The following is a 13,931-nucleotide window of genomic DNA, read 5'->3' on the forward strand; positions in this document are numbered from 1 at the left end:
ACCGCAACCGTGGATTTCCCAACATGATTTTCTAATTTGACGCTGGCGCTGGCGAATTCATGCTCAGCGCCTCCATGGCAACTCTTCAGCAGCAGGCTCTCGCACTCATTCACACCTACTACACCACCTTCAATGCAGGCGACCGGGAAGCCTTTCTGGCGCTGCTGACGGATGATGTGGTGCATGACATCAATCAAGGCGGTGCCGAGACGGGGCGTGCGGCCTTTCAGGCCTTCCTCGAACGAATGGACCGCTGCTACCGTGAGCAGGTGTGCGACCTCGTCGTCTTCGCCTCCGAGGACGGTGCACGCGGTGCGGCTGAGTTTTTCATCGAGGGGGAATACCTGGCGACGGACGAGGGGCTGCCACCCGCCCAGGGGCAGCGCTACCGGCTGCGAGTCGGGGCGTTTTTCGATCTGAAGGACGGCAAGGTCAGCCGTGTGACTAACTACTACAATCTCCAGGAGTGGCTGCGGCAGGTCGGCGCATGAGCTGCCCAGGCACGCTGTCTGCAAAATATCGGGTGCCTGCAGACAGGTGGCATGGGCTCCCAAGCTGGCAAAGCCTGCCAGACTGAGTTTTTAGCGAATGGTCAAAGGCGAGGCGGGGGCTGCATTATCCCAGCGTCCATCCTTGGCGGGGCACCCGGCTGAGGAAGCGATTCGCGTCTTCATTGTTGGTGATGCGCATGGATTTGGCATCCCAGATGATTTTGCCTCCGGCCCGATGGGCCACATTGCCAAGGTGGTTGGCTTCGGTGAGCGGGCCGGCATAGCTGAAGGGGCTGCCGGTGGGCGTGCCATTGCGGATGGCGGCGAGGAATTCGGCGTGCTGGCCGGGGGAATCGGCGATAAAGGGCTTGGGCGCCTGGAAGTCTTTGAAGGTGGCCTCGGGCAGCAGGACGTGCTTGCCGTAGTCGGAGAGCAGCATGCCTTTGTCTCCCACAAAAAGAACGCCGCTGCTCCACTTGCTGATGAAGGGATCGTTCTTCCACACGTCGGGCTTGTCCGCGCCCTGGTGCCAGTGGACCTTGCATGCGGGCATGTCGCCACGCGGGCCATACTCATACACCGCATGCATGGATGCCGGGGCGATCTCCGGGTGCGGTGGCGGGCCAAAGGCCTCCACGCTCAGCGGTGCGTCGAGCTTTAGCGCCCAGAAGGGGAGGTCGTTCCAATGGCTGCCGAGGTCGGACATGGTGCCGTTGCCAAAGTCCCACCAGCGGTACCATTTGGGGCCCGGGAAATAGACGCTGCTGTAGGGGCGCATGGGGGCAGGCCCGATCCACAGGTCCCAGTCCAGATAGGGCGGCGGTGTTTCCGCCACGGTGGGGCGCTCGGTGACGTGGATGATGTCACCGTTTTTCTCTGCGTCCTCCTTGCTCTGCAGCCCCCAGGCGCGTGAGACGCACACGTGGGCTTCGGTCACTTTGCCGATTGCGCCGCTTTGGATCAGCTCCACCACGCGGCGGTAGTTTGGCATGCCGTGAATCTGGGTGCCCATCTGAGTGACGACCCCGGCTCTGGCCGCCGCCTCGGTGATAAGGCGGGCTTCGGCGACGTTGTGAGAGAGCGGCTTCTCACAGTACACCGGCTTCTTCATCAGGAGCGCGGGCAGGGTGGCGTAGGCATGCGTGTGCTCGGTGGTGCTGACGACCACGGCATCGATCTCACCGGCGCTGAGGGAATCGTAGAGCTTGCGGAAGTCGCGGAACTTCTGCGCCTTGGGAAAGGCGGCACCTGCGCGGTCGAGGTTTTCGCCGTTCACATCGCAAAGAGCGACAACATTTTCACGTGGCTCGATGGGAGCCGGTGGCTGTGCACCGGCGTCGGGCTTGGCGGCGTTCTTGCCGCGTGGTGGCGTGTAGAGCGCCATGCCGGTGAGCTCCTTGATGTTGGCGGCCCCGCGACCGCCCACACCGATGAACACGAGGTTCAGCTTTTCGTTGGGCGACTTTGAGCTGACAATGGCGGGGAATCCCAGGGCCGCAGCAGCGGTGGCGCTGCGGGTGAGGAACTGACGACGGGACGAAGCGGGCTGGCGTGTGCTCATGGTTGTGCCATTACAACGCTCTTCAGAGACGATGTTTCCCGGGAAAATGGCGGGGTGCTACTCGGTCTGCTTTTTCTTTTTTCCTTCGCCTGGCTTCTTGGGCTCGTTGAGCGGCTTGTCGGGATCGTACTTTGGATTGTGTTCCGGGAGCTGGGCTCCGGTGTCTTTGAGCCAGGCCAGGAGTTTGTCGCGCAGCTGCATGGCGCGCACGGAGTCAAAGGGCGCGCGGTTGTCCTCTTCGCCGGCATCCAGCTTGAGGTTGTAGAGCTCCACATGATTGTCCTCGTGGAAGAGGATGAGTTTCCAGTCGCCTTCACGAATGGCGCTGTAAGGCCGTGCGCTGCCGGGGTGGTAGTGCGGGTAATGCCAATAAATGGCCTGCCGTGCGAGAGTGTCTGTGCCACCGAGCAAGGGCAGCAGCGACTCGCCATCGACGATCTGGTCTTTTTTGAGCGGGGTCTGAGTGGCGGCAAGTAGCGTGGGTACGTGGTCGTAGGTGATCACGGGCACATCGCAGGTGCTGCCGGGCTTCACCAGACCGGGCCATGAGACGATGAGTGGGATGTGCACGCCGCCCTCATAGGCGCTGCCCTTGCCCAGGCGGGCCGGGCTGTTGTCCGTGGGGCCACGGGACCAGCCCTGGGGTTTGACGAGATGGCTGAGACCGCCGTTGTCGCTGGTGAAGATGAAGAGAGTGTTTTCGCTGAGCTTGAGCTCATCCAGCTTGGCGCGCAGTTTGCCCACGCTGTCGTCGATGCTTTCGACGAGTGCGGCGTAGACGGGATTGGAGTGACCTCCGGCTGCTTTTTTGGCCTGATACTTGGCGACGACTTCGGGCTTGCCCATGATCGGTGTGTGGACGCCGTAGTGCGGCAGGTAGATGAAGAACGGCTTCTCCTTGTTTTTTTCGATGAACTTCACCGCTTCATCGGTGAGGCGGTCGCTCAGGAATTCATCTTTGGGGCCATCTGGCAGTGTGGAAATCTTGTAGGGCGAGAAATAGCTCGGCGGGGAGCCGATGTGCATGCCGCCGATGTTTACGTCAAAGCCCTGCTTGGTGGGGTAAAACTCTTCTTCGCCCAGGTGCCATTTGCCGATGCTGGCGGTGGCGTAGCCGCGTGTCTTGAGCCGCTCCGCGATGGTCTCCTCCTCCAGCGGGAGCTGCATGGTCCACTTGGGGACTAACAGGCGCCCGTTGTCCGGCACATGGCCTGCAATCCAGTCGGTGAGGTGCAGACGGGCGGGTGATTTGCCAGTCATCATGGCCGCACGTGTGGGGGAGCAGACGGTGCAGGCCGAGTAGGCCTGGGTGAAGCGCATGCCGTCCTGCGCGAGCTTGTCGATATGGGGTGTCTCGTAATACTTCGAGCCATAGCAGCCGAGGTCCGTCCAGCCCATGTCATCGATGAGCATGACGATGATATTGGGCGGTGAACCAGCCGGAAGCTGAGGCACCACGGGCACCTTGACCGGCGGTGGAGCGATGGGGGGCAGGGGAGCGGGAGAGGGTGCTTCTGCAGGAGGAGCTACAGCTCCGGGAGCGGCGGCTCCTGAGGGGCTGGGCGCACCATTTGCCGCAGGTGCCTGCGGTGGCGGAGGGGCTGGTGCCGGGGGAGTTGCTGGTGGGGAGGCTGCCGGAACGGTCTGAGGCTGCCCCCCACTGGCCGCAGGCACAGGCGCGGGATCTGGTGTCTGGGCGGTCAAAAGACTGGCACTGCAAAGAAAGGCGACAAGGAATCGAGGCATGAAAGGTAGGTGGTAGTTATTTAAATGAGACGCTGTCTCATTTCTTGGGATTTGACAAGGGCAGATGCGCTCATGGCTCGGAATTTCGCAAAATCGGAAGACTCACGGGGCGCTGGAAGCGAGCCCGGGCTTCTTCTTTACTGAGGGCCAGGCTCAGGTCTGGGCTCTCACCGGATCTTCGCATCCGGCAGCTCGCTCTTCACGCCTTCATCCAGCGGCATCTTGTCGGTCTGTGCGTCGAGGCCGGTGGCGAGCATGAGTTTGGCGAGCTCGGCCTGAAGCTCCTTCACCTTGTCGGCGAGTTCGGGTTTGCCGATGAGGTTTTTGGTTTCGCCGGGGTCGTTTTTCAGATCGTAGAGCTCGGCCATGTGCTTGTCTGGTGAGCCGTCGCCATGCGGGTAGTGGATGTACTTCCAGTCGTCAGTGCGCACGGCGCGGACGTTGGGCGTGTAGGGGAACTGCTTTTCGTAGTTGTAGTGGTAGAACCAGCTTGTGCGCCAGTCGGGATCGCCGCCCTGCACCAGCTTCACGAAGGATTTGCCGTGAATGTTTGGCAGCGCGGGAGCCCCGCACAGCGCGAGCAGGCTGGGGGCCACATCGACGGTAAGCACCTGCTGCTGGATGACCTTCTGCACTTTGCTCAGCTGGGGCGCGCGCACGATGAGCGGAATGCGCAGGCTGGCCTCATGAGCGGTGCGTTTGTCCACCATGCCGTCCTCGCCCTCCAGCAGGCCGTTATCTCCCATGAAGACGATGATGGTGTTTTCGAGCTGCCCGGTCTGCTCCAGCCAGGCGCGCACGCGGGCGATGCTGTCGTCCACGCTGAGGATGGTGCCCCAGTAGCCGTGCACCATGTTTTCAAAGTCCTTCACGGCGGCGGGGCTGTCGTCGGGGAATTTTTTCCGCCACTCAAACAACGGGCCGTAGATGCCGTGCCAGGTGTAGAGGCGCTGCTTGATCCAGGCTGGCTTGTCATCCAGCATGAAGGCGGTGGCGGGGTAGGGAACGCGCACGTCGTCAAAAGCATGCTCGTACTTTGCCTCGGGGGTGTAAAAGCTGTGCGGGGCTTTGTGGCCGATGCAGGCGCACCAAGGCTTGCCGTCCTGCTGCTGCTTGAGCCAGTCCAGCGCGAGGTCGGTGACGACGGTGGTGTAGTAGCCTTTGATGACCTCGCGCTTTTTGCCGTTGAGGTTCCACTCGGTGTCGAAGTATTTGCCCTGGCCCTTGTGGGTCACAAACGTGTCATAGCCGGCGCGCGGGTCGTCGTTGTTTTCGCCCATGTGGTATTTGCCAAAGTAGGCGGTGGCGTAGCCGGCGTCATGCAGCACGGAGGGAAAGCTGCGGAGTGTGGCGGGGTATTCGGTGAAGTTGTCCGTCACGCCATGCGCATGGGCATACAGGCCGCTGAGGATGGAGCCGCGGCTCGGAGAGCACAGCGAGGTGGTGCAGAAGGTGTTGGCAAAGCGCACGCCTTCATTGGCGAGGCGGTCGATGTTTGGCGTCTTTACATGAGGGGAGCCATAGCAGCCGAGCGCATTGGGGCGGAGGTCATCGCAGAGGATGAAAAGGACGTTCGGCTTTGCCGCGAAGGATGACGTGGCATGCAGAAGAGCGAGAGCGGAAAGCAGCAGGGAGAGAAGGCGGGTCATGGTCTTATGCGTCAACGAAGGGATGGGGCTGCCTTTGTCAAAAAGGAAAGGCCCCGGCTTGTGTGGCGTTTTTCTTCACGCCATGACCAACCGCCGCTCCTTCCTCAAACAGTCTGCCGCCGCCTCCACCGGCGTGTTCTACATCGCCAAAACCTCCTGGGCGCAGAAGAGTCCCGGAGACACTGTCAACGTGGCCGTCATCGGCTTTGGAGGACGTGGGGGCTCTCACATCAGCGGGTACAACAAGCTCAACAAGGACGGCGAGGGCGTGCGCGTCGCCGCGCTGTGTGATGTGGACAGCAAGGTGCTCGACAAAGGACTGCAGTCCTATGACAAGGAAAAGATCAAGGTGCAGGGCTACAGCGATCTACGGAAGCTGCTGGAGAACAAGGACATCGACGCCGTGAGCATCGCCACGCCCAACCACTGGCACGCGCTGGCCACCATCTGGGCCGTGCAGGCGGGCAAGGACGTGTATGTGGAGAAGCCCGTGTCCCACTGCGTGTGGGAGGGGCGGCAGATGGTCAAGGCCGCGCGCAAGTACGGCAAGATTGTCCAGACAGGCACGCAGTCGCGCTCCAGCCGCAAGGGCATCGGTGAAGCGGTGAAGTATGTGCAGGCGGGGAATCTTGGGAAGATCCTGCTCTCACGCGGTCTGTGCTACAAACGTCGCAACAGCATCGGCAAGGCTGAAGGCGAGCAGCCAGTGCCTGAAACCATCGACTACGATCTCTGGTGCGGGCCTGCCCCGAAAGGCCCCCTGACACGCAAAAAGCTGCACTATGACTGGCACTGGACCTGGGCCTACGGCAACGGCGACCTCGGCAACCAGGGCATCCACCAGATGGACATTGCGCGCTGGTTCCTGGGAGAGATGGAGCTCTCCCCCAGTGTGTGGAGCGTGGGCGGACGCCTGGGCTATGAGGACGACGGCGAGACCGCCAACACGCAGATCATCTACCACGGCTATGAAAAGGCACCGCTTATCTTTGAGGTGCGCGGCCTGCCGGATGCGAAGGACGGCAAGAACATGGACAAGCTGATGCAGACCAGCAAGGGCGTGAAGTTCCAGCCTCTGCCGGGCAAGGACGGCAAGGAGGGGGTAGCCGGTGCCGGTGTGGGTGTCATCGTCGAATGCGAGGGCGGCAGCGTCGTCGTGCCAAACTACTCCGGCGCTGTCATCTTTGACAAGGAAGGGAAGGAGATGACCAAATTTGAAGGCAGCGAAGACCACTTCAAAAACTTCATCAACGCCTGCCGCAGCCGACGTGTGGAAGATCTCAATGCTGACATTCTCGAAGGACATCTCTCCAGCGCCCTGTGCCATACGGCCAACATCAGCCATCGCCTCGGCCAGAAGGAAAACCCTGCGGCCATTCTGGAGAAGATCAAAGGCGACAAGTTTGCGGAGGAAAGCTTTGCGCGGATGAAGGAACACCTGGGCAAAAACGAAGTGGATCTCGCGAAGGACATGCTCACGCTCGGTCCCGTGCTGAAGATGGACGGCAAGACGGAGCGCTTCATCGATCACGATGCCGCCAACGCGATGCTCAAGGACAAGTATCGCGCGCCGTTCGTCGTACCGGACGAGGTGTGAGGCACCCCACGCACTCTGGGCTGGCGCTCAGCGGCAGCAGCTCCTGATCACCTGTGGCTTGCGTGCGGAAGCATTCTGCACGTCAGGCGGGTGCTTGGGTGGCGGTGTGGTGAGGGAGCGTCGTGCTCAGGCTGCTCCCAGCATCTCGCCGTATGAGAAGTCGCACACGTGCATGCTCACGCGCACGGTCGCACCCTCCTGCAGCGGGAAATCGGGCTGGTGCTTCTGGGTGGTGCCAAAGATCTCTTTGCCATTCGGCAGCACGGCATGGCAGGTGCGCGGACTGAGCACACGAAGGATCGTGGCGGTGGTTTCAACTCGGGTGATAATCTCCATCACTTCGTCACGGGTATGGCACGGCGTGCCGGTGGTTCCTGTCTGGCGGGTGTTTTTGGGTTCCAGTCGATCTTGGCCGATTGAAACAGGGTGCGCGTGGTGATGAGGTCCACTGCACGCTGCAGCACGGTGTCGGAGGGGTGTGGTGTGTCCTCGGGCAGGGCCTCACCTGCAGAGCGCTTGAGATAGGAATCAAGCTCGGGGTTGGTATTGGCAACGAGTGCGGCCTCGTTGAAACGCGGGCGCGGCCTGTCTGTGATGGAGGTTTTGACGTCCTTGGCATCCGTGGCGTGGTAGACCTGGCGCTTGAGGGAGACCGGCATGGAGACGGGGAAATCTGGCTGCAGGCCTTTTTTGAAGACCGAGCTGTCGTCTGCCAGCAGCACCTCGGCACGGGCAAAGCGCAGTGACCATTCGGCATCCACAGGAACTGTCTCATAGCGCACCGCGCCGCCACGTGTGGGCGCACCGATCAGGAGCGCCTGCTTCCGCTGACGCAGCACGGCGGCCATGGTTTCGCCGAGGTTGTTGGTCTCGTCATCCACGAGGACGAGAAGCTGCCGGGACCAAACAGGCTCGCGGGTGTTGGTCTCCACCTCGGAGGCGGTCTGGCCCATCTGCTTCATTTTGAAAAGCACTTCCCCTTTGGGAATGAAGAGGCTCAGCATGTCTGCGGCATCGTTGAAGTTTCCCGGCGGTGCCGGACTGCGCAGGTCTAGGATGAGATGCTCCACCTTCTTTTCGACGAATCCGGCGAGGTTTTTTTCCAGTTCCTCAGTCTCCCGTGCGGTGAATTCGCGGGGGCGCAGGTAGCCGGTCTGCGGGCTGAGCAGCTCGGCCTGCACACCGGTGAGAGCGCCGGATTTGGCCGTGGTGGTGCGGGCCACCAGCTCTGCGCCAAAGTCCAGGCGCTGCAGCAGGCCGGAGAGTGCGGCGCGGTTCAGCACGTCAAAGGTGAGATCACTGCTGCGGATGTATTCCTTCTGCAGAATGCGAAACGCCGTCTGGATGCCCGCCTGGGTGATGTCCTTCGGCTCTGTGCTGCTGGCGGCAAAGGCGGAGGTGGTGAGGCTGAAAATGAGGGCGAGTCGTCTCATGCGGCGGTCTGCTGGAGATGATTGAGAGCATGTACGGGGCCTGCGCCAGCACTTTGCCACAGGAAATGCTGGGAGATCGCCCGGCTGACGAACGCCTTGGCCTGAGCCACGGCCTCGTTCAGCCCCAGGCCCTGCGCCAGCCCGGTGGCGATGGAGGCGCTGAAGGTGCAGCCCGTGCCGTGCGTGCGCACCCCCGGTGTGCGCGGGGCGCTGTGCCAGAAAAATTCGCCGTCCAGATAGAGCACGTCGGCGGCGTCTCCCTGCAGGTGTCCGCCTTTGACGAGCACGGCGGCATCAAAGCGCCCGCCCAGCTCACGGGCGCAGGCTTCCATGCTGGCTGGGTCATTAACTGGGCGGTCCCACAGCACGCGGGCCTCGTCCAGATTGGGGGTGATGAGTGTGGCGAGAGGGAGCAGTTCGTCGATCAAAGTGCGCACGGCGGCGTCTTCGAGCAGTTTGCCGCCGCTGGTGGCGATCATGACCGGATCAACGACCAGCGGCAGACGTCCGTGACCGAGCTGATGCCAGGTCTCGGCCACAGCATGCACCTGGGCCTGCCCGCCGAGCATGCCGGTTTTGGCAGCGGCAATCGGGAACCCGCCAAACAGCACACGCATTTGATCCGAAATGAAATCGGCATCCAGCAGCCGCACCTGGGACACAATGCCGGGGGTCTCTGAGACCACGCTGGTCAGCGCATTCAGGCCGTAGCCGCCGAGGGCGGAGATGGCCTTCAGGTCCGCCTGAACACCCGCCCCGCAGGAAGAATCTGAGCCGGCGATGGTGAGTACGACAGGTGGGGAAGGCATGAGAGTGGTGGTGGCAGGGATGGTAGGAGTCCGGCTGCTTTTTGCAAACCCCGGCTTGTGGCATCCTGTCTATGAATTAAACTGCCGCCCATGAATTTCGAACCTCTGCCAGGACTCACGGTCACGGTGGACAGCATCGCCTATGATCCGACGCGACCTGCTCCGCCGGACCGGCCCCATCCGTTTGTGTATCACCTCTCGATCCACAATGCCTCACCGGACATCGTGCGCATCTTCGGCCGCAAATGGATCGTGAGAGACTCCGATGGAGACACGATGGTCGTCGAAGGCGACGGCGTCGTCGGCCAGTTCCCCAATCTCTCGCCGGGGGAGACTTTCAGCTACAACTCCTACCACGTGATCAAGACGGAGAGCACGGCCACCGGGTCGTTCTTTGGCACGACGCCGGATGGACGACGGGTGTGCACGAAGATCCCGCCGATTGAGATGCATCCGCCGCTGATGGTGTGAGGTTGGAAGTTGTTATGCTGTCGATGCGTGTTTGCCATGGGTAAGAAGCTAACAATTTACATGCTTGATGGTATCCCGACCGGGGCGATGACAGTTGAAATTGGCAACTGGTCCGGGAAGGCAATCTTTTCACCCCTGAGTAAGCTGAAGAAAATTGTTGAACGGGCAGAGTTTGATGGCCCTGGCGTCTATTTTTTAAAGAGTGCATCTGAATCTTCTGACTTTGATGATTCGATTTATATCGGCGAAGCAGAAGTTTTGCGAGCACGACTCAAAAGCCATATAGCAAACCGAGATTTTGAATCCGTGATTTGCTTTATCAGCAAGGATGAACTCCTGACCAAGGCGCATATTAAATTTTTGGAGTCCAAACTTATCTCGCTAGCCAAAGCCGCGAATACATCAAAGCTCGAAAACACAAACAAACCGAGCCTTCCGCGCATATCGGAAGCCAGTAAAACCGTTTCTGACTCCATCAGTGAAGGTTGGATCAGACTTCGAACCAAGTTGTCCGACGCTGGAATCCTTGTTGTGAAAAATGATCGATTAAGTTTTGCTGAGGATGCGGTTTTTTCGTCTCCCAGCGCCGCTTCCTCAGTGGTGCTAGGTAGGCAATCTCCAGGGCCTATAGTGTGGATCGATTCCCACGGCCGGACATACAAAGAGAATCAGGAGCAGATTTCAGACGAGACGCTTGATTGACTGGACGTGGCTTGTTTCTGAGTCTCACTCCTTCTCACATACAATCCGAAACCCCACGCTGTCCAGATGCACGTTGTGCGGGTCGGGGCCGCGGAAGGAGGCGAGGAGGCGTTTTTCGCTGCCGGCACGGAAGGAGCCGCCGCGGACGATGCGGAGGGTATTCCCTGGTGGGTCATACCAGCCGTCCACCCATTCCCACACATTGCCGGCGAAGTCGTGGAGGCCGTTTGCATCGGCGGGGTAGCTGCCCACGGGAGCAGTGTCGGCGTGGCCGTCGTCCACCTCCAGCCATTTGGCGTCGTAGCTGTTACGGTACTTTTTGCCGAAGGCCTCGTCGCAGAAGTTGCCGGAATCCTTGGTGAGCGGCCCAGTGCCCCAGTGGTGCACGCTGGGGCTGGGTGGCTGCTGATTGGGGGCGATCTTCGGGTCTTCTTTTAGACCGGCGAGCAGGCTCCATTCCTGATCGGTCAGCAGGCGGTACTTGCGGCCTTCCTTCTTGCCGAGCCATTCGCAGAAGGCCAGAGCCTCGGTGTAGCTGACATTGAGAGCGGGATGATCCGGCGTCTGTGGAAAGTCGGGCTTTTTCCACTCGACGTTTGTCGCGGTGGCAAAGGGCTGGTAGTCGCGCACCCGCGTCTCATAGCGGCAGACGAGCACACCGAGGCTCGCGACGCGGACGAACGGCATCTCCAGGCTGTTCGTGAATGCGGTTTCAACCTTGGCCCCCTGGCCGCTGGCGCAGTGCGTCAGCAGCAGGAGGACAAGGACAGTGAGAGCGCGCTGCATAACCGGCGGCTTACTTCTTGGCGGTGGGGGCGGGCTTCCATTCCCAGCTCTCGCCGAAGAATCCAGCGTCGCTGATGCCGCCTGGGGCCTGGCTGGTCCTGGGCTTGGTGATGTCGATCACCGCCCAGTCCGGCAGCTTGGCCACCTGGCGTGCGTTGTTGAGGTAGTCGTACTCGCGGTAGGTGAAGCTGCTGTTGAGCACGACATACTTCGTGGGATTCAGCGGGTTCGGGTAGATCAGCACGGGCGCGCTGGTCGCGGCATCGTAGGTCTTGCCATTGGCCACCAGCTTGTCCTTGGACCACTGGATGGGCAGCTTGTCGGCGATCTTGGCAAGAACGGCGTTGCTCTGCGGATCGCCCCACAGAACGAGGTTGTTGGCGGCGATGTCGGCATCGTTGATAGCGGTGTCGTCTTTGGTCGGGGCATCGCCACGGAACTGGCGGCGCCATTCAAACTGCGCGCGCTCCAGTTCGGCCTTGGCCCAGGTGTCCACTTTCTCTCCAATGCCGGGCTTGGTGGGCTTCACAAACAGGAACTTGTCCATGAAGGCGTCGTCGATAGGGCCTTCAAGCCCGTGCTTTTTGATGAGCTTGCCGTCGCCGTCATTGTCCAGCGTCTGCGCCCACTTGCCGTTCTTCAGCTGGAAATGCACCAGCCAGGAGCGGTCCACCTTTGGGCGGGTGACTTCCAGGAGCTGGCCGTCGATGCTGACCACGGGCTTGAACAGCAGAGGCATGGGGCAGGTGCCGGAGGCCATGTCCAGCGTGAAGGCGCTGATGTTCTGCAGCTTGATGGTGATCTCCGACGGACCGGTGATGCGTGCATGGATGCGGCCGCGCTCCCAGTGCTGCTCCAAGGCGTCCACCGTGACCCAGAACATGCGGTTGTAGCGCAGGAACCAGGTGGAGAGATGCACCTCCTTTGGCGTACGATTGCGGCCCACGGCGGCGATGCTCGCGAGGCGCTTCTCGATTTCGATGAGCGAGTCGGGATGAATCTTGTGCGCGGTCTGCGGGCCGATGATGTGCAGCAGGTCCACGTTCTCTCCGCGCAGCGCTTTCTCCATCATGTCGGCGGCCTGCTTCTGTTTGTCGATCTCGCCGCTGTAGGCCACAGTGGGGCAGTTTTCCAGGTTCAGGGCGTTGTCCGTGGCATTGTACCAGTGCCAGAGCTTTTTCTGGTACCAGGGTGCGCCGCTCACGTCTTCGTTCTGAAAGCCACCGAGGAATTCCGGTGTCTCGGAGAATCCGGCGCCGGGATTGGCACCGCACCATTTGTCCGCGTAGTTCACGGCAAACTGCCATGCTGCCGCGCCGCCCATGCTGAAGCCGCGCACGATGATGCGGTCTTCATCAATCGCGTAAAATTTGGACGCGTGGTCGATGGCTTCGAGCAGGTCGATCTCACCGGCAAACTTGTTGGCGCAGCAATAGCGGCCGTAGGGGTGCAGCACCAGCGCGCCCTTGGGCGCGATCTGGCCCACCTGTTTGCGGCGCTGATCCACGAAGGAGAGTTCGCTCAGCGTCTCGCCACGTCCATGGCACCAGATGTCCATGCGGACCGGAGCTCCCACGTAGCTCTCCGGGATGATCATGCCATACGGCTGCACCGAGCCGTCGATCTTGGAGCGGTAAGCGCGAACCACGAGTCCCTTCTGCTTGGTCCACGGGGCCTGTCCGCCTTTGAACTGCTCGGCACGCTGCAGACCTTCAGCGAGGATTTCATCGGCGCTCTTCAGTTCGCCGAGCTTGTGTACCTCATTGTAGCGCAGTGCCCAGTCCACTGCCTTGTGGTAGATCTCGATGTCCGGCAGCAGATCGGCGAGCTGTGGGTTTTTCGCCTGCGCCTTGGCGGCGTCGTCGATGGCGGCGCGAAGTTTCTTCAAACCTTCCGTGAGCCGAGCGCGGTCTGCATCGGGTACGGCCACGCCGGGAGGCGGCACCGGACGCACATTTTCGGCGGAGTTGTCCTTGGGGCCGTCGGCCAGGGCGGCGCTAAGTGCGAGGAAGGGGAGGAGGAGTCGCTTCATGGTTGGGAGAAGAGAGAAGAAAGGCAAAAGGGGCTACTTCTTGCGTGAACGTTTGGGTTTCTCGGCGGAGATCAGGGGCACGTTGTGAATCTCAAACGGTGCGCTGGTGGCACTGTCAAACTCAGCGGCGGCTTTCAGCCCGGCGCGGGCGATCTCCTCGGCAGTCTTGCCCTTGTCGTAGGCGGTCTGCATGGCTCCCAGCGCGTAGTCACGGCCGGAGCCTGCGGCCCAGAACTTGTGAAACTGCTGCGCGGAGCGGTAGGAGTAGATGGCAAAGATGCCGTAGGGATTGGCCATGAGGCCGTAAAACTGCGTCGTCTCGTACTCCTCCCCCTTGTCCGGCATGGCGGCCATGAAATACTCGGCTTTGAGCCAGGCGTGCGAATGACGGAAGGTTTCAAAGATGGCCTCGCAGGAGGAAAAATTGCGCGGGCGCTCCGGGTTGGCAAAGTAGCTGTTCATCACCACCAGGCTGGCCGAGGTGCCGGTGAGCCCGATGAAGGTGTCGTCGATCTTGGTGATCTTGGTCTTGTTGACGACATGCTGAGCCTTCTGCCGCAGGGAGCCGAGACAGCTGAGCGTGTCGGCACCGATGCAGGCGACGCCGTTTTTCTGAGTAACTACGATGGTGGACATGAGGGCGCATGTTTAGAG

Annotated in this window: 13 protein-coding genes; 4 read left to right on the top strand and 9 right to left on the bottom strand. The window is 61.1% G+C overall.

What is annotated here, in order from left to right; all coding sequences use genetic code 11:
- The first annotated feature begins 74 nt into the window (after window positions 1-74).
- Window positions 75-491: a ketosteroid isomerase-related protein gene (locus tag ACFQDI_RS18440; protein ID WP_377169534.1), complete on the top strand. Its 417-nt coding sequence runs from the start codon at window positions 75-77 to the stop codon at window positions 489-491.
- 124 nt (window positions 492-615) lie between these two features.
- On the opposite strand, the gene ACFQDI_RS18445 is transcribed toward ACFQDI_RS18440, so the two are convergent.
- The 3 genes from ACFQDI_RS18445 to ACFQDI_RS18455 form a co-directional block, all read right to left on the bottom strand.
- The gene (locus ACFQDI_RS18445) at window positions 616-2,052 is read right to left on the bottom strand and encodes a Gfo/Idh/MocA family protein (RefSeq protein ID WP_377169536.1); all 1,437 of its coding nucleotides are present in this window, start codon (window positions 2,050-2,052) and stop codon (window positions 616-618) included.
- Between the two features lie 57 nt (window positions 2,053-2,109).
- Window positions 2,110-3,798, bottom strand: coding sequence for a sulfatase (locus ACFQDI_RS18450; protein WP_377169538.1), 1,689 nt, complete (start codon window positions 3,796-3,798; stop codon window positions 2,110-2,112).
- Between the two features lie 167 nt (window positions 3,799-3,965).
- Window positions 3,966-5,447, bottom strand: a complete 1,482-nt coding sequence (locus ACFQDI_RS18455) for a sulfatase family protein (protein ID WP_377169540.1) — start codon at window positions 5,445-5,447, stop codon at window positions 3,966-3,968.
- An 82-nt stretch (window positions 5,448-5,529) separates the two neighbouring features.
- Here ACFQDI_RS18455 and ACFQDI_RS18460 point away from each other — a divergent pair, with 82 nt between their 5' ends.
- Window positions 5,530-7,044, top strand: a complete 1,515-nt coding sequence (locus tag ACFQDI_RS18460) for a Gfo/Idh/MocA family protein (RefSeq protein WP_377169542.1) — start codon at window positions 5,530-5,532, stop codon at window positions 7,042-7,044.
- Between the two features lie 126 nt (window positions 7,045-7,170).
- Here the strand turns inward: ACFQDI_RS18460 and ACFQDI_RS18465 are convergent, their stop codons facing one another.
- The 3 genes from ACFQDI_RS18465 to thiD are packed head-to-tail and all read right to left on the bottom strand — an operon-like array spanning window position 7,171 to window position 9,286.
- On the bottom strand, window positions 7,171-7,380 hold the full coding sequence (locus ACFQDI_RS18465) for a hypothetical protein (protein WP_377169544.1): 210 nt from the start codon (window positions 7,378-7,380) through the stop codon (window positions 7,171-7,173).
- Entirely contained in the window at window positions 7,380-8,477 is a 1,098-nt protein-coding gene (locus ACFQDI_RS18470; RefSeq protein ID WP_377169546.1) for a S41 family peptidase, read from the bottom strand. Before ACFQDI_RS18470 ends, ACFQDI_RS18465 begins: the two co-directional genes overlap by 1 nt.
- Window positions 8,474-9,286, bottom strand: coding sequence for a bifunctional hydroxymethylpyrimidine kinase/phosphomethylpyrimidine kinase (gene thiD, locus ACFQDI_RS18475; protein WP_377169548.1), 813 nt, complete (start codon window positions 9,284-9,286; stop codon window positions 8,474-8,476). Before thiD ends, ACFQDI_RS18470 begins: the two co-directional genes overlap by 4 nt.
- Before the next feature lie 90 nt (window positions 9,287-9,376).
- Here thiD and ACFQDI_RS18480 point away from each other — a divergent pair, with 90 nt between their 5' ends.
- Both ACFQDI_RS18480 and ACFQDI_RS18485 read left to right on the top strand, forming a co-directional pair.
- Window positions 9,377-9,757 carry an ApaG domain-containing protein gene (locus ACFQDI_RS18480; protein WP_377169550.1) on the top strand — a complete coding sequence of 127 codons (381 nt, stop codon included), beginning with the start codon at window positions 9,377-9,379 and terminating at the stop codon, window positions 9,755-9,757.
- A 36-nt stretch (window positions 9,758-9,793) separates the two neighbouring features.
- Entirely contained in the window at window positions 9,794-10,459 is a 666-nt protein-coding gene (locus ACFQDI_RS18485; protein ID WP_377169552.1) for a GIY-YIG nuclease family protein, read from the top strand.
- 24 nt (window positions 10,460-10,483) lie between these two features.
- Here ACFQDI_RS18485 and ACFQDI_RS18490 read toward each other — a convergent pair whose 3' ends face one another.
- From ACFQDI_RS18490 to ACFQDI_RS18500, 3 genes are read right to left on the bottom strand one after another with little or no spacing between them, the layout of a single operon-like run.
- A complete protein-coding gene (locus ACFQDI_RS18490) occupies window positions 10,484-11,245 on the bottom strand; it encodes a formylglycine-generating enzyme family protein (RefSeq protein ID WP_377169554.1) in 762 nt (253 codons plus the stop codon).
- A 10-nt stretch (window positions 11,246-11,255) separates the two neighbouring features.
- Window positions 11,256-13,277 carry a prolyl oligopeptidase family serine peptidase gene (locus ACFQDI_RS18495; RefSeq protein ID WP_377169556.1) on the bottom strand — a complete coding sequence of 674 codons (2,022 nt, stop codon included), beginning with the start codon at window positions 13,275-13,277 and terminating at the stop codon, window positions 11,256-11,258.
- 33 nt (window positions 13,278-13,310) lie between these two features.
- Window positions 13,311-13,913 (bottom strand): Ntn hydrolase family protein, encoded by a 603-nt coding sequence (locus ACFQDI_RS18500; protein WP_377169558.1) that lies wholly within the window; start codon window positions 13,911-13,913, stop codon window positions 13,311-13,313.
- Window positions 13,914-13,931 lie beyond the last annotated feature (18 nt).

This window comes from Prosthecobacter fluviatilis (genome assembly GCF_042655725.1).
Classification (GTDB): domain Bacteria; phylum Verrucomicrobiota; class Verrucomicrobiia; order Verrucomicrobiales; family Verrucomicrobiaceae; genus Prosthecobacter; species Prosthecobacter fluviatilis.